Origin of the sequence: Candidatus Bartonella washoeensis Sb944nv (assembly GCF_000278135.1) — a bacterium.
GTDB classification, from domain to species: Bacteria; Pseudomonadota; Alphaproteobacteria; order Rhizobiales; family Rhizobiaceae; genus Bartonella; species Bartonella washoeensis.
Genome location: NZ_JH725023.1, coordinates 174,376 through 189,918, shown reverse-complemented (window position 1 = coordinate 189,918; position 15,543 = coordinate 174,376). Strand labels below are relative to the sequence as shown.

Genomic DNA, 15,543 nt, shown 5'->3' with positions numbered 1-15,543 from the left:
TTGGAAGGAGGAGGTGTGGTGCCTCCATAAAACCAAAGGCTATTTCGATGATGCGTATTAGAATCTTCTGCCGGCAAATTTAGCCAGGCTAGTGCTAAGCTTGGTGTTCCCAAAATTGCTGCTATCGTTATTGAAATAATTACTTTCTTCATTTTTTCCTCCTATTAGTTTTTACGTGTTGTAAAAAAACTGGCAACCATAATGCCGGATCATCACCTACTTCAGTAATAATGTTTTCGACTAGCTCTGCATTGTCGGGCGTACCCGATAAAACCAAGAGCTCATCACTAAAGTCACGCTCCACTGTTTTCCCATTGATTGTCACATGAAATTTGCCAAGATTTAGTTCGGCAAGTACGGATTGGTCACCCTGTTTGATAAGGAACTGACGACTAAATTCGCCAATCCCTTTGACCAATTCAAATTCAGCATCTGTTAGTTTGAAGCCTTCTGTATAATCTTCATAATTTGCTTTAGGATTAGCTAGCAAAATATAAGTTGCACATTGCTGAATGAGTGTTTTGGCAATATTACTTTCCAGTGCATCGGTAGGCTCTTGCGTAGCAAAAACAAAAATACCATTTTGTTTACGAATAGTCTTTTGTTTGTTTTTTGCTAAATCTTCAAAATACGGATCTTGCAAAGGTTTCCAAAACTCGTCAAAAATGTACATAAATCTTTGCCCACTAATCATTCCTTCTGTGCGATAAAGCAAATACATCATTACTGGGGTACGAGTTTCTGGGTTATCTAAAAATTCTGTAATATCAAAGCCGTAAATTTGATGCGTTGAGAGATCAAGTGCATCATTGGGATTGTCAAATAACCATCCGTAATCACCATTTTCACACCACTTTAACAAGCGGGCGTGAACAGATGGATGTGCATTATAATCACTTAAACGCGGATTTGGTAAGAATTGCACCAGAAAAGATAAGCGACGGAGTGATCGGTCAATATTGCTACTCATAACCGACATGACAGCTTGATTAATTTCTTCTTCGTCGCGATGTGTGACTTCGCCACCAGTTTCTGCCAATTTCTTAACAAATTGTTTCAGAAAGATCAGATTTTCTTGTGTAGGTGGCAGTTGGAAGGGGTTGAAACCACTTGCTCTACCAGGTTTGAACGTTAGATAGCGACCACCCATCGCTCGAATAGCAATTTCCATGCCTCGATCTTTATCAAAAACAACGGTTGTCGGTTTGAATTTTTGCGCTTGCGCTAATAAAAATCCAAGAAGTACAGTTTTACCAGAACCAGACTGTCCGATGATTGCAGTATTACCAAGTAATCGCTTATCTGTCGCATCCTCTTCAATTTGAGAGGCGTGAAAATTGAAATAAAGCGGTGTTTTGCTGATTGTTTTAAGAATTGTAACTGCCGGTCCCCACGGATTCCCTGTAGGTTTGCCTGACATAAAATTATGAAAAGATGAGAATGACAAAAAGTTCAGTGATGTAATTGGTGCGGGGCGTGGTCGCCATTTCCAATTTGCAGGAAGTTGTGCCCAATAACCAGCTTCTATCGCTAAATCTACAGGTTTTGGCAACACTGCAACATCTAGTAGTGCTGCACTCGCTTTTGCCATATGGTCGCGAACTTGTTGAATTGTATCGCCGTAGATGGTCAATGTACAATGATGCTCACCCATGACAAAATGCCCACTTACAAGCTGATTAAGTGCTTCATCAATTTGTTCAATTTGACTTGTTGCTACATCGCGTGCGTCAATAAGATTACGCTGATGTCGCTGTAAATAATCCTTAGCGGCATGTCGCGAGAGTACAGAAAAGCTCTGTGTTAACACGAATTCGAAATCACTTTCCAACAGACCATTAAATTGGCCTGGTTTGGTTGTAACATCATATTCCTTAATTTCTATCATTCCAAATCGGCGTATTCCGGTGGTTGTGCGCAGCTCACCGAGGGCACCCCATTTCGAGAAGAAAGGCCGATTGATGGACATATAGTCAGCAAAACGATCATAGCAAATCGGCATAGGCCGATATTCGCCATTAACAAGCATTGCGAGAAATTCAAGGGCAGAAGAGTAAGCATGGCCATTTTTTTCATACGCACCAAGAAGTTCAGCACCGTAACGTTTCAAAGATTGACCTAAGGTACGATTGATATCATTGAGAGCTTTAATACATGATTCTTGCCGCATCTTTTTTTGATCGAGCGTTTCACGTTCATGCTGAGAAAAAAACGACATAACCTTATCGGCTATCGGTTGGAAAACAACGGTCAGATATAGATCATTGACCATTAGATTATAACCAGTAAAACTTTGTCGGTACTTTTCATCAAGTTGATAGCAAAACATTTTATCAAATGTTGAATCAGGATATTCATAAACACGCCGACGCACGATATGTGTCCACAGTGATAAATTAGCTGATGCAATACCACGTAATGTATTGTTCAACTCCCTGATCCATTGAAAAACATCCTCTTCCGAAGCGTTTTGGTGTGAACGTCCATCAATTTTCCAGACCGACAAATACTCCGCATTTTTGGTAGAAATAACCGTATCTGTAACATGGTGTGAATAGGGTATGAATAAACTTACTGGTGTCTCTGATATGAGTCGTTTGCTGCTTTCAACAGCCGTCATAGTTTATCTCCTTTTGCGGTAGTTAGAGGGAGCGTAACTTGATGCACCCCAAAAGCCCTTATTGCGGTTGCGAAACTTGGTATCGATCCACAACCACCAGATACGAAATGCTTTATCATCATTCTTGGTAATTTGTACCATAATGAACCACAAAGGTGGCGCGATTATCCACAAAAAGATATTTATTGTCATAGCAATAACAGCTACGCATACTGCCATAACAATAAGTGGCATCATCGGCACACCCCAAATTGTTGGAACGCGGGTTGCTCCCTTGAACAAGGGAAATGCTTCATGTTTTTGTGCTTTCACCGGTTGCTCCAATTAACTGATGTGGAACAATATATTACTAATATAAAACGCTGCGCCTGCAACAAAGACACTAAATGTCAATCGCATGAATGTAGGTCTTGTGATGAGACGAAATACATAAATAAGAAAAACAAATAAAAGAAGAACAACACCAACAATAGGAATAATCATACTTAGCCCATATTGCATACCCACAAAAATATCTATGCTATGAGTCGCTGATTGAGCATTGACAGATTGAATTGCTAAAAACGTGATCAAAGTTACAAAAGAAACTATACTTTTTCTGTTCGTTTTTGCCTGAAAAGTATTTGATTTTTTCATATTTCTATCCTCCATTATAGTTGTGTTGTTATCAACAATATTCCTTTCTTGTAGTATAATAAGATTATCACTAATCTGTTTATACCTGATGCATACGATTCTCACTTTTTACAAAAGTAACATTTTGTACCATACTGATACTAAGGTTTGAATAACATGTTAGCAATTTCAGCTGCAGATCCAGCAATGACTACACCAATTGCCCACCTCACAAACGTGTCTTTGCTAATATAGCGCCCTGCATAACCAATTGCTAAACACAGAAGTATAACTGCAGCCGCAATAGGAATAATTACTTTAAGTTGTGTTTGCAGTTCGCTCAGAGCTTTTTGAGCGTTTGCTAGTTGGGCATATGCAGGATTATGCATAAAAAACACAGTCATAGCTGCTGCAATTGCGATAATTTTTTCGTTGTTTTTTGATAAATTATTTAATTGTTTCATATTTTTCACTTTAAAGTAATATTTTGTATCATATTGATTTTATCATTAACTTCAATTAGTTGTAAATAGCATTAACTTTACTGGGTTGTAAATAACATGTTAGCAATTTGAGTTGCTGAGCCAGCGATGACTACACCAATTGCCCACCTTACAAATGTGTCTTTGCTGATATAGCGCCCTGCATAACCAATTGCTAAACATAGAAGTATAACTGCAGCAGCTACAGGAATTATTTTACCAACAAGTTCTTTTTGCAGACTGTCTAGAGCGTTTTTAGCATTTGTTAGTTGGGCATATGCAGGATTATGCATAAAAAACACAGTCATAGCTGCTGCAATTGCGATAATTTTTTCGTTATTTTTTAATAAATTACTTAATTGTTTCATATTCTTCACTTTTAAAGCAACATTTTTGTATCACATTGATTTTATCATTAACTTCAATTGGTAAATAACATCGTAGTAATTTGAGTTGCTGAACCAGCGATGACCACACCGATTGCCCACCTTATAAATGTGTCTTTACTGATATAGCGCCCTGCATAACCAATTGCTAAACATAAAAGTATAACCGCAGCTGCTACAGGAATTATTTTGCTAACAAGTTCTGTCTGCAGACTTGTTAGAGCATTTTTAGCATTATCAAGAGTTTTCTGGGCATATGCAGGATTATGCATAAAAAACACAGTCATAGCTGCTGCAATTGCGATAATTTTTTCGTTGTTTTTTGATAAATTATTTAATTGTTTCATTTTATTTATCCTAATTAAATTATCATGAATAGTTTTTCTGTTTTATAAATTATATCATAACGGATATATTTTATCACTAAAATCTATACGCTTCTTTTAAATAAAAGAAAGATTTCATACGATATGAATTTATAATTTATTCTCAGTTTGCTTTGAATAACATGTTAGCAATTTCAGCTGCTGAACCAGCGATGACCACACCGATTGCCCACCTTACAAATGTGTCTTTACTGATATAGCGCCCTGCATAACCAATTGCTAAACATAAAAGTATAACCGCAGCTGCTACAGGAATTATTGTATTCAGTTGTTCCTTAAACGTAGTTAAAACATTTTTCGCATTAGTCAAATTTTGTGCTTGAGCATGCACAGGATGCGCTATAGAAAAAAATGTTATCATTGCGGCAGTTGCAATAATTTTATTATTAATCACTGTTTGAAACGTATTTATTTTTTTCATATTGTTTATCCTAATTAAGATTGGAATTAACACAAAAAGTTCTTTTTTCTGCAGTGTTAAGTAATATTTATGAAATTTAGTTTTCTTTCCGAATAAAAGAAAGATCTCATATGATACGAATTTATGAATTTATTGTCAGCTTGCTGTGAATAACATGTTAGCAATTTGAGTTGCTGAACCAGCGATGACCACACCGATTGCCCACCTTATAAATGTATCTTTACTGATATAGCGCCCTGCATAACCAATTGCTAAACATAAAAGTATAACTGCAGCTGCTACAGGAATTATTGTATTCAGTTGTCCCTTAAAAGTAGTTAAAACATTTTTCGCATTAGTCAAATCTTGTGCTTGAGTATGCACAGGATGCGCCATAAAAAATATGGTCATAGCCGCAACAGTTGTGGCGATTTTATCATAAAATACTATTTGGAGTATATTGGGTCGTTTCATATTTTTATCCTAATGTAAAACTGAAGTTTTTATAAATGTTTTCTTTGTAACAGAATTAACTTTAATATGCGTGAGATTACTGTGATTCAGGACTTTTCAAGAATAACAGGATGTCTTATGCATTTGTAAACAACATTGTGGCAATTTGGGTTGCTGAACCGGCGATTACAACGCCTATTGCCCACCTTATAAATGTATCTTTACTGATATAGCGCCCTGCATAACCAATTGCTAAGCATAGAAGTATAACGGCAGCTGCTACAGGAATTATTTTCTGAACAAGCTCGTTTCGAAATGTTTCTAGAACAGTCTTTGCCCTATCTAAGGTTTGAGCATATACAGGGTGGGTCATAAAAAATGCAATTACAGCTGTGACAGCTACTATAATTTTACCATTAATTATTGGCTGGAAGATATTTGATTTTTTCATAGTTTTTATCCTAATTATTAAGATTGTAATCCGGTACCAAAAAACCTTTTTGGTATAATAATACCTCATTGATATTTTTAAAATTTTTAAAATTTCAGCTTATTATTCCGAATAAAGAAAGATTTCATATGATACGAATTTATAAATTTACCCTCAGTTTGTTTTGAATAACATGTTAGCAATTTCAGCTGCAGATCCAGCAATGACTACACCAATTGCCCACCTCACAAACGTGTCTTTGCTAATATAGCGCCCTGCATAACCAATTGCCAAACATAGAAGTATAACTGCAGCCGCAATAGGAATAATTACTTTAAGTTGTGTCTGCAGACTTGTTAGAGCATTTTTAGCATTATCAAGAGTTTTCTGGGCATATGCAGGATTATGCATAAAAAACACAGTCATAGCTGCTGCAATTGCGATAATTTTTTCGTTGTTTTTTGATAAATTATTTGATTGTTTCATTTTATTTATCCTAATTAAATTATCATGAATAGTTTTTCTGCTTTATAACTTATTCACAAGGGATACATATAATATCACTAAAATCTATGCACTTCTTTTAAATAAAAGAAAGATTTCATATGATACGAATTTATGAATTTATTCTCAGTTTACTTGAATAACATTGTGGCAATTTGAGTTGCTGAACCAGCGATGACCACACCTATTGCCCACCTTACAAATGTGTCTTTTTCAATATAGCGTCCTGCATAACCAATTGCTAAACATAAAAGTATAACTGCAGCTGCTATAGGAATTATTGTATCCAATTCTGATTTGAATTTGTCTAAAATACCTTTTGCGTTTTGCAAACCTTGTTGTGCTTGGGCGCACGCAGGATAAGCCATAAAGAATACACTTATCGTTGTGATAGTTGTTACAATTTTATTATTAATTTTTGCTCGAACAGTATTTGATTTTTTCATATTTTACTCTAATTTATATTACAGTTGGTAAGTTTTTGTTTTTGGGGGAGGGAAAGGGAAAGAAGGGTAAGAGAAGAAATGATCCTCTTATTAATATGCACAGATACACATAAAACTACAGCATCGTAGATCTCTCGTTGAATAAAAAGGATACCTCATACCCTAAATTCCAAATTTATTTATATTATACTACACCGCTAAATAACATGTTAGCAATTTGAGCTGCTGAGCCAGCGATGACCACACCTATTGCCCACCTTACAAATGTGTCTTTTTCAATATAGCGTCCTGCATAACCAATTGCTAAACATAAAAGTATGACTGCAGCCGCAATAGGAATAATTAACTTCAATTCATTCTGAAACTTTGTTAAAGCATTTTGTGCACCCAACAAAATCTTTGCTTGGGCATATACAGGATGTGACAGAAAAAATACAACGATAGTCGCTGTAGTTGTGATGATTTTATTATGAACTTTTGTTTGAAGCATATTAAGTCGTTTCATATTGTTCCTCCTGATTAAGAATAAAGTTTCCATAAACAACACCTCTTTCATGAAGAAATTTAAAGAGACATTTCGGATCAGCCCAAGTTCTTAGTTTCCCTCTCTGTGTAAGAAGCGTATACTTATTTTTCTTGCCGGTCACTGGATCATCTGCAACAAACGTAAAATACCACTTTTTTTCTGAATGCATCACAATCGTAATCTCACGTGCTGCTTTCTGATTAAATGCTATGTCAACACTGTTTTGTTCTATCATTTTCATTATTTTGGCCCTTAATTAGAATAAATGACGCCCAATCTTACTAATTAGAGCCTTAACATTATTTTATCTACCGTTCATAATTATATCCCACCAAAATTGTAGTTATAATCCTAATTTAAGCGATTAACCACCACTCTTATTATCTTCCAAATGGAGAGAATCTCCTGTTATAAAAGCATCACGAACACCACTTGTCTTATGCGCAAAGGCATCCGGCAAATCTTCCGAAGCGACAGAAAAAAGCTCTACTTTAATTGTTTCTTCTGCTTTTCTGGTATGAATCTTTATAGATTCTTGTGATTCTTCACCTAAAAGTGCAGGAACTTTTAACGCAACATAGGAAGCATTTTTTTGCACATAGGTGTTTGTAGAACTGCTTTTGAAGTTTCCTGTGTCGTAACAGCTTAAAGCAGCTTGCAATGCAGCTTGTTCAGAGTTGTATTTCGATACGGCACGTTCATAGCAGTGCATTAGAACAATTTGCACAGCTTTTAAATTTTTGCAGGGATCAAATAAGTCAGAAAGAGACATACCAAGCCACTCCAGATTTTTGACGTTAATTTGCCCTAAACCCATGTCAAAATTATGACCATTTTTCTTAAGCTGTTCCGCTATTGCAATTGCTTCTTTAAATGTTGAGGGTTGGTATGAGAGTTTTTGATCATTTTGGAGACCTATTGCATAGATATGACCCCGTGATTTTTGCATAACAACGGCTGAAAGCGTTGTAGAATGAATAGCAGGCGCGCACGCAGCTGCGAGCATCATGAAGTTTGGAACAGTCATTAGCAGCACACCCGATAAAAAAAAGATTTATCATAAGGAACATCAATGCTGCAGATGTTCTCTAACTGACTCCACATCCTGTTACTATAGATCTGTGGAATTAAATTGTGCAATCCAAAATATTGTTTCTTGTAACTATAGGTCTTGCTATTTCTGAAAACCTTTTTCATGTACGTCAACATGTACTTAATTGAGCAAACATGTAAGATGAAACTAAATATATAAGGCCAACCGATGCTACGATTATTGGAATTTAAAAAAAACAGATTGCATTCACACCATAGTTTTCTCTGTTGGCTCATTGCGGTTGGTTGCGAAATATAGTCTTCTGCGGTTTTCATTGTTGCAGGGTGTGATTCATCTAAAGCATAAATTCGTTGTATGTAAGAATGCTCTTTATCATTAGAATAAACTGCTCGATTATCACGCGCCGAGGGCTTGTTCTTTATAAAGCACTGCCATAATTTATAAAGTGGCGATTTATACTTACTTTCGACCGCTGATCTATGAGAGTCAGAGAGGTACAATGAAGCTTTCACACTCCGATTCCCAATTTCAGCAATCAAACTAAAAAAGGATAGGGCAGTGACAAAAGAGACACCAATAAGTGATCCTTCGTGGTTCAAAGCACAACTCCGTGAAAGTGATATATTTTTCGTAACTTTAATTTTTGTAACAATGAAGACGGAATTCGTCTATAATTGTGTTTAAAATATGGCAAAACATAATTCTTTTTTGCAAGGGGAGTGATAAAGTGAAAGATCTCAAAAACATGAATCTGGGTGAGCTACAGGAAATGCGCGTCCAAATCGATGCAGAATTGAGAAAACGGCAAGCAAAGGAGAAGCAGAATGCACGGCGAAAAATTCTTGAAATTGCTAGTGCTCATGGAATTAATATCGCTGATCTTGTGAGCAAAGAACGTCATTATAGAAATCCCAATAACCAATGGGAATTATGGAATGGGCGTGGACGTAAACCTAAGTGGATTAAAGAATGGTTGGAGAATGGTTATGCGCTTGAAGAACTAGAAGTAACATAACACATATGCAATATTCGCAAGGTATGAGGATATCGATAAGATAAGCGTGTGTTATATTCGGCAATATGATGTATTAAAATGCCGAACTGATGTGTTAAATGGGAGGTGATCAAATAAAGCATATGAAGCGCGAAGGTATTTCTTTATGTGCAAGAAGTGTGCTGTTGTATATATGCCCTTAAGGGTTTGAAATGCTGCTCAGTAGATCAGCAGCTTGATGCTTTGAGGGATTTTTGAGGTCTTTTCTTGATGAAGCTTTTAGACGAGACATTAGTGTAATTTTCTTAATATTTTTATGGTTGAGATTAGAGAATGTCTTGAAAAATGAAATTTCTTTACTGGTGTTGATTTGAGCGTTTTGGTTTTGATAGAGTATTTGTGATACGTATTGGAATATTTTTTATCAAAATTGATGATGTAGAATCAATATAAAAGCCCGTTAAAAGTCCAAAAGAAGAGACGATTTTCTGTCTATCTTTTTTCTTTGAATCAAAGTGAATGATGCCGGGTAGGTTGCATGCAGAATTCACCAAGTGTTGCGATGGAGCAAATTATGGGCAACTTTATTATCATTATAGGTTCTAGAAAAATCTTAAATTTTGAGAATGGGCAAAAGGGTTATCTTTGTAAAGACGAATTTCGTTCATAGATTGCAAAAAGTGCGATGGTATAATTTTTTGCTTATTTTTTCTTAGAGTGGGAAGCCGTGTAGTAGACGTGGGGCATTAGGGGTGAGGCCGGAGGCTTCCTGAATGAAATATTTTTTCATTTTTGGTGTTTGATTGACAATTCCAAGGCCTATATTGCGGAACATTCGCAAGAAAAGGTTATCATTGGAAAAGAGTTGATTAAGCCAGTCATTGCTCAGGGCCATACGTACAATTTCAAAACGTCTCCAGCTTTGATAGCGCTCTAAAGCTGTGAGGGATCCAATATCAAGCCCTAAGCGCGCTGTTTCAATAATGACTTCGGCGAGTGCGGCGCTATCGCGTAATCCTAAATTGAGTCCTTGTCCTGCAATAGGGTGGATTGTGTGCGCAGCATCGCCAATGAGTACAAAACGCGGTTTAATACATTGACGTGTTAAAGAAAGGTTCAAGGGAAAAGCTTGGCGTTCTCCATTCCAAGAGAGTTTCCCCAATCGGTGACCAATGCGTTTTTCGATTTCTGTTTCAAAAATAAGAGCATCAGCTTTAAGATAATACTGCGCAGTTTTATGGTGTTCGTTCCATACAATAGCTGATCGATTTCCTTTGAGGGGGAGAAGAGCAAAAGGGCCAGCAGGTAAGAAATGTTGGATTGCTTGGCCATGATGGGGTTTTTCGTGTTCAATCGTGCAGATGATTGCTGTTTGTTTGTAAGGAGAGGAAAAGTTTTTAAGGCCTGCTTTTTCGCGTAATTTCGAATGTGATCCGTCGGCTGCAATCAACAATTTTGTTTGCCAGATTTCTCCATTGTTTAAAGTAACGGTTGTGTATTGGTCTTCTTGGTGAAAATCAACAACACGCATGTTTGCAATGAAAGGAATATCCAGATCTTTTGCCCGCTTTTTTAGAGCACTGATGAGCTCTCTATGTTCCACCATAGCGGCAAAGGGTTCATTGGGGGTAATATCTCCTTTAAAGGTTAAAAGAGTTGGTTTGACCGGATCATTTGTGTATGCGTCTGTGATAATCATTGAATGAATAGGTTGGGCACAGGGTTTTATCTGTTCCCAACATTGTAATTGTTTCAACATACGAATAGAAGCAGCAGAAAGAGCGAGGGCTCGTATATTGGAAGAAGGAAGTTCTTCTTGAGGAGCAGCATCAACAATATTAATTTTCAGATCAGATGCAGCTTGTTTGAGTGCTACTGCCAATGTCAGACCAACAATCCCACCACCTGCAATGAGGAGATCGCATTGTTTGATATTTTTATTGGGTTTTATACCTTTATTGAAGTCGGAACACACAATGCTTCTTTCCATTGTTCGCAGTTTGTTGGCTTTTAAACGAAAAGGCTATTTTCCTTGAATATCACTTTTTACACAAAATTATAAGAGAATTGTTATAATTGTGATGGTTAAAACTGTATTAATATTTTGCGGTCATAATTTTATAACTTTTAAACATGAAGGTTTTGTATTTGGAATTGATGGATGCACCAAACTTCTTCTCCTTATAATCCATTAAAAGCGCGAAATTCTCAAGGTTCGCGACTCATTGAAATGTTTTTGCGTCAGATTGGTGTTTTCATTGGGCTTGGGCTTTTTCTTTTCATTGTTTTTGGTGTTTTCTCTTTGGCAACTTGGAATGTTGCAGATCCCTCGTTAACGCATGCCAGTAAAAGTGAGATTACAAATTTTATGGGGTGGCCAGGTGCAATTTTCTCAGATTTTTTTATGCAATTTTTTGGTTTAGCAAGTCTTGGTGTTTTGTTGCCGCCATTATTTTGGTCGTTTCTTTTGTTGGCACAAAAAGATATCCAAAATTTGATTTTTCGCTTTTTTTTGTGGCTGATCTCAACGATTTGTTTTTTGGTTTCTTTTGCTCTTATGACACCTTTTGCCCTTTTTACGCACTGGCCATTGCCGATGGGTTTAGGAGGCGTTTTAGGTGATAAAGTTTTAAGTGTCGCTTCTTTAATTTTCCCTGTTCCGCTTTCTTCTTTTCAAAATGTGCTGTTGGGTATTGTTCTTGTCGTTTTGGGGTTTCTGATAGCTGCTTTTGCTGGCAATGTGGTGTGGCGGCGCCAAACAAATAAAAGAAAAGTGAAAAATGCTCGGAAGGACGAAATCGTGGATCCTGTCTTCGATATGTCAGAAGATACAGAATATGCTACAGATGAAGTACAGCACGGCTTTTTTGCTACATCTTTTGGAGCTGTTTTACATCTTTTTTATTTTTTACACGCACGTCTTTTTCGTCTTTTCTCTTTCAAAAAGCAATCTAAAAAACAAGAAAAGTTATTTGATCGGATTGAGCCAATTTTCTTTGACGAAAAAACAAAATGTGAGAGTTCTCAAGATCAAGATAAGGTGCCGGCTTCCTCCGTTAAAAGTCGTGTTTTTAAGCCTTTAAAAGCCTCTTCAAACGATGGTTTTCTTCTTCCACTTTTGGATTATCTTTCGGTTTCTCCACCAACCGCGAGAGATGCAAAACTTTCTCCTGCTGTCTTAAGAGTGAATTCTCAGGAACTTGAAGGTATTTTGTTAGATTTTGGAGTCAAAGGGCAAATTATTGATGCACGTCCTGGTCCGGTAGTGACTTTGTACGAATTTGAACCGGCAGCCGGCATTAAGTCTTCCCGGATCATTGGGCTGGCAGATGATATTGCACGCTCGATGCGTGCGATTTCAGCGCGTGTTGCTGTAGTTCCAGGACGCAATGTGATTGGAATAGAATTGCCTAATGCGACGCGTGAGATGGTTTATTTACGGGAAATTTTGCAAGCACAAGAATTCTTAGAAAGCAAAGCAAAATTGGGTCTTGCTTTAGGCAAGACAATAGGTGGTGAAACAGTTATCGCTGATTTAGCAAAAATGCCGCACCTTTTGGTGGCAGGTACAACAGGGTCGGGAAAATCTGTTGCCATTAATACAATGATTTTATCGCTTCTGTATCGAATGACACCTGAACAATGCCGCCTCATTATGGTGGATCCCAAAATGCTTGAACTTTCAGTTTATGATGGCATTCCACATTTGTTAACACCTGTGGTAACAGATCCTAAAAAAGCGGTCGTTGCGCTTAAATGGGCTGTTCGTGAAATGGAAGAGCGTTACAGCAAAATGTCAAAACTTGGTGTGCGCAATATTGATGGGTTTAATGCGCGTCTTAAGGAGGCAAAAAGTCAGGGAGAGACAATGACGCGGACAATTCAGGTTGGATTTGATCGCGAAACCGGCGAACCTCTTTTTGAGACGGAAACTCTCGATTTCAGTCCTATGTCTTATATTGTTGTCATTATTGATGAAATGGCCGATTTGATGATGGTCGCCGGTAAAGACATTGAAGGAGCAGTTCAACGTTTAGCACAAATGGCGCGTGCTGCCGGTATTCACGTGATTATGGCTACTCAGCGTCCTTCTGTGGATGTGATCACCGGGACGATTAAAGCCAATTTCCCCACACGTATTTCTTTTTCTGTGAGTTCAAAAATTGATAGCCGGACAATTCTTGGCGAACAGGGAGCCGAGCAATTGTTGGGACAAGGAGATATGCTGTTCATGATGGGAGGAGGGCGTATCCAGCGTGTTCATGGGCCCTTTGTGGCTGATGATGAAGTGGAGCAAGTTGTGGCGCATCTTAAAGCGCAAGCAAGGCCTGATTATTTGGAAACCATTACTCAAGAGATTGAAGAGAATACTGAGGATGTTTCCTTTACCTCACCTTCAGAAGATGATCCCTATAGTCAAGCTGTTGCGGTTGTTCTTCGTGATCGTAAGGCTTCGACCTCTTACATTCAACGTCGTTTAGGCATTGGTTATAATCGTGCTGCTTCACTGATTGAGCGTATGGAAGAAGAGGGTATCATTAGTCCAGCAAACCATGCGGGCAAACGGGAAATTTTGGTACCTGCTGAAGAAGAGCGCTTTTGAAATAAAAATCTCTTGATAGTTTTTTCAAACAATATCTTTCTCTTTTAAAGGAGGGTATTTATTCAGTATTTGCCGCTTCATTGTAGGTAAAATTGTACTGTTTGGGAGCATTTTTATGAGAACGTTTTTTTTACCACAAAGAAGAATCTTTAGGGAAATAATCTTTGGATTTTTGGGAATTATTGTCTTTTGTTGTTTAACTTTTTCTGCTTTTTCACAATCATCCAATAAAGTGGTACGGGCGCAGAATATTGCTAATCGCTTTGCGGCAATTAAAACAATGACCGGTGATTTTATTCAGTTTAGTCCAAAGGGAAAAATGTCCCAAGGAACATTTTATTTAGAGCGTCCAGGGAAAATTCGTTTTATTTACAAGAAAATACCTTTACAGATCATTGCAGATGGCCAATTTGTAGGCATTAACAACCGTGCTCTGAATACTTGGAATTTTTCACAGCTTTTTCAAACGCCGATGAAATTTCTGTTAGATGATAAAATTGACGTATCATCAGGGCGTTTATTAGCATTTCGTGAAGATCCTGGAGCGGTGACAATTGTTCTACGGGATAAAAGCATTGGGGCAGGGAAAATAAGGATGGTTTTTGATTCTAAAAGCGCTGCTTTACGGCAATGGACAATTGTTGATCAACAGAATTTGGAAACAACTGTTCAAATTATGAATGTGCGGACAGGGGTTCGTTTTGCTGATGGGATGTTCACTCTTCCCACTAAGAAGTAGTGCGATGTTGCTGAGTGGAGATTGAAAAGAATGTTCTTTCGTATTGCTACTTGGAATATTAACTCTATTCGTTTGCGTCTTGCGCAGGTTTTTCAATATTTAGAACTCTTTGCTGCAGATGTTTTGTGTCTACAGGAAACAAAATGCTCAGATGCTCTCTTTCCATATGAAGCTTTTAAAGCAGCAGGATATAAGCATATCGCATTGAGTGGACAAAAATCTTACAATGGTGTGGCAATTGTTTCACGTTTGCCTTTTAAGAGTGTTGAAAAGCGTTTTTTTTGTCAAAAGGAAGACTGTCGTTACATTTCGGTTATTGTTGAAGCCCATGGCAGGAATATGCGGATTCATAATTTTTATGTTCCCGCTGGGGGTGATGTTCCTGATCCTAATGTGAATGAAAAATTTCGTCATAAACTTGATTTTCTAGAAGAAATGTCTTCTATTCGCGCTGATCAAGGGGATGGTCTCTCTTCTCTTTTGGTGGGTGATTTGAATATTGCTCCTTTGGCAGAAGATGTTTGGTCTCATCAACAATTGTTGAAGGTTGTAAGCCATACGCCAATTGAAACTGAGCGTTTACAAACTTTATGCTGTCAGGGTGGGTGGGTTGATCTGATGCGCAAGCATTTTCCTGTTCCTACTAAGCTTTACACATGGTGGAGTTATCGTGCACGCGATTGGATGCTTTCTGATCGTGGCCGGCGGCTTGATCATATTTGGTCTTCCCCAGATTTAGCACCTTTTGTTGTTGATCTTTCGATTTTTCGTAGTTCGCGGGGGTGGGAACAGCCTTCAGATCATGTTCCGGTGCAAACTATATTTGATTTTTCAAAGTAATTTTGAAATAAGAACATAGTAAATAAAATATTAATCAGTTGATTCTGACAACATGTGGGAGAATG

The 15,543-nt window shown here is 37.5% G+C and carries 19 protein-coding genes; 4 read left to right on the top strand and 15 right to left on the bottom strand.

The genetic code is table 11. The annotated features are described in order from the left end of the window. Positions 1–148 precede the first annotated feature (148 nt). From MCQ_RS03380 to MCQ_RS03315, 14 genes are all read right to left on the bottom strand, one after another. Positions 149–2,620, bottom strand: a complete 2,472-nt coding sequence (locus tag MCQ_RS03380; protein WP_006923547.1) for a VirB4 family type IV secretion/conjugal transfer ATPase — start codon at positions 2,618–2,620, stop codon at positions 149–151. A 3-nt stretch (positions 2,621–2,623) separates the two neighbouring features. Beyond that, on the bottom strand, positions 2,624–2,932 hold the full coding sequence (locus MCQ_RS03375) for a VirB3 family type IV secretion system protein (RefSeq protein WP_006923546.1): 309 nt from the start codon (positions 2,930–2,932) through the stop codon (positions 2,624–2,626). Positions 2,933–2,944: 12 nt separating this feature from the next. Further along, the gene (locus tag MCQ_RS03370) at positions 2,945–3,256 is read right to left on the bottom strand and encodes a hypothetical protein (protein WP_006923545.1); all 312 of its coding nucleotides are present in this window, start codon (positions 3,254–3,256) and stop codon (positions 2,945–2,947) included. 140 nt (positions 3,257–3,396) lie between these two features. Continuing rightward, on the bottom strand, positions 3,397–3,699 hold the full coding sequence (gene trwL, locus MCQ_RS03365) for a VirB2 family type IV secretion system major pilin TrwL (RefSeq protein ID WP_006923544.1): 303 nt from the start codon (positions 3,697–3,699) through the stop codon (positions 3,397–3,399). 77 nt (positions 3,700–3,776) lie between these two features. Next, positions 3,777–4,085: a VirB2 family type IV secretion system major pilin TrwL gene (trwL, locus tag MCQ_RS03360; protein ID WP_006923543.1), complete on the bottom strand. Its 309-nt coding sequence runs from the start codon at positions 4,083–4,085 to the stop codon at positions 3,777–3,779. A gap of 53 nt (positions 4,086–4,138) precedes the next feature. Continuing rightward, positions 4,139–4,450, bottom strand: coding sequence for a VirB2 family type IV secretion system major pilin TrwL (gene trwL / locus MCQ_RS03355; protein WP_006923542.1), 312 nt, complete (start codon positions 4,448–4,450; stop codon positions 4,139–4,141). Positions 4,451–4,592: 142 nt separating this feature from the next. Beyond that, positions 4,593–4,910 (bottom strand): VirB2 family type IV secretion system major pilin TrwL, encoded by a 318-nt coding sequence (trwL, locus tag MCQ_RS03350; protein WP_006923541.1) that lies wholly within the window; start codon positions 4,908–4,910, stop codon positions 4,593–4,595. Between the two features lie 135 nt (positions 4,911–5,045). Next, positions 5,046–5,363: a VirB2 family type IV secretion system major pilin TrwL gene (trwL, locus tag MCQ_RS03345; protein WP_006923540.1), complete on the bottom strand. Its 318-nt coding sequence runs from the start codon at positions 5,361–5,363 to the stop codon at positions 5,046–5,048. 115 nt (positions 5,364–5,478) lie between these two features. Further along, entirely contained in the window at positions 5,479–5,793 is a 315-nt protein-coding gene (gene trwL, locus MCQ_RS03340; RefSeq protein ID WP_006923539.1) for a VirB2 family type IV secretion system major pilin TrwL, read from the bottom strand. A gap of 153 nt (positions 5,794–5,946) precedes the next feature. Further along, positions 5,947–6,258: a VirB2 family type IV secretion system major pilin TrwL gene (gene trwL / locus MCQ_RS03335; RefSeq protein WP_006923538.1), complete on the bottom strand. Its 312-nt coding sequence runs from the start codon at positions 6,256–6,258 to the stop codon at positions 5,947–5,949. A gap of 149 nt (positions 6,259–6,407) precedes the next feature. After that, positions 6,408–6,722, bottom strand: a complete 315-nt coding sequence (gene trwL / locus MCQ_RS03330) for a VirB2 family type IV secretion system major pilin TrwL (RefSeq protein WP_006923537.1) — start codon at positions 6,720–6,722, stop codon at positions 6,408–6,410. Positions 6,723–6,906: 184 nt separating this feature from the next. After that, complete coding sequence (trwL, locus tag MCQ_RS03325) at positions 6,907–7,227, bottom strand: VirB2 family type IV secretion system major pilin TrwL (protein WP_006923536.1); 321 nt, start codon at positions 7,225–7,227, stop codon at positions 6,907–6,909. Then, positions 7,214–7,489 carry a KorA family transcriptional regulator gene (gene korA / locus MCQ_RS03320; RefSeq protein ID WP_006923535.1) on the bottom strand — a complete coding sequence of 92 codons (276 nt, stop codon included), beginning with the start codon at positions 7,487–7,489 and terminating at the stop codon, positions 7,214–7,216. The genes trwL (MCQ_RS03325) and korA overlap by 14 nt, the downstream gene beginning before the upstream one ends. A 123-nt stretch (positions 7,490–7,612) precedes the next feature. After that, a complete protein-coding gene (locus MCQ_RS03315) occupies positions 7,613–8,275 on the bottom strand; it encodes a lytic transglycosylase domain-containing protein (RefSeq protein ID WP_006923534.1) in 663 nt (220 codons plus the stop codon). Positions 8,276–9,029: 754 nt separating this feature from the next. Between MCQ_RS03315 and MCQ_RS03305 the strand changes: the two genes are divergently transcribed. Beyond that, a complete protein-coding gene (locus tag MCQ_RS03305; protein WP_006923531.1) occupies positions 9,030–9,317 on the top strand; it encodes an H-NS histone family protein in 288 nt (95 codons plus the stop codon). Between the two features lie 691 nt (positions 9,318–10,008). Here the strand turns inward: MCQ_RS03305 and MCQ_RS03300 are convergent. Beyond that, the gene (locus MCQ_RS03300; RefSeq protein WP_006923530.1) at positions 10,009–11,271 is read right to left on the bottom strand and encodes a ubiquinone biosynthesis hydroxylase; all 1,263 of its coding nucleotides are present in this window, start codon (positions 11,269–11,271) and stop codon (positions 10,009–10,011) included. Positions 11,272–11,457: 186 nt separating this feature from the next. Between MCQ_RS03300 and MCQ_RS03295 the strand changes: the two genes are divergently transcribed. The 3 genes from MCQ_RS03295 to MCQ_RS03285 all read left to right on the top strand — a co-directional run bounded on the left by MCQ_RS03295 (position 11,458) and on the right by MCQ_RS03285 (position 15,478). Then, entirely contained in the window at positions 11,458–13,899 is a 2,442-nt protein-coding gene (locus MCQ_RS03295; protein WP_006923529.1) for a DNA translocase FtsK, read from the top strand. Positions 13,900–14,014: 115 nt separating this feature from the next. Then, entirely contained in the window at positions 14,015–14,638 is a 624-nt protein-coding gene (locus tag MCQ_RS03290) for a LolA family protein (RefSeq protein ID WP_006923528.1), read from the top strand. 30 nt (positions 14,639–14,668) lie between these two features. Then, positions 14,669–15,478, top strand: a complete 810-nt coding sequence (locus tag MCQ_RS03285) for an exodeoxyribonuclease III (protein ID WP_006923527.1) — start codon at positions 14,669–14,671, stop codon at positions 15,476–15,478. Positions 15,479–15,543: the final 65 nt, after the last annotated feature.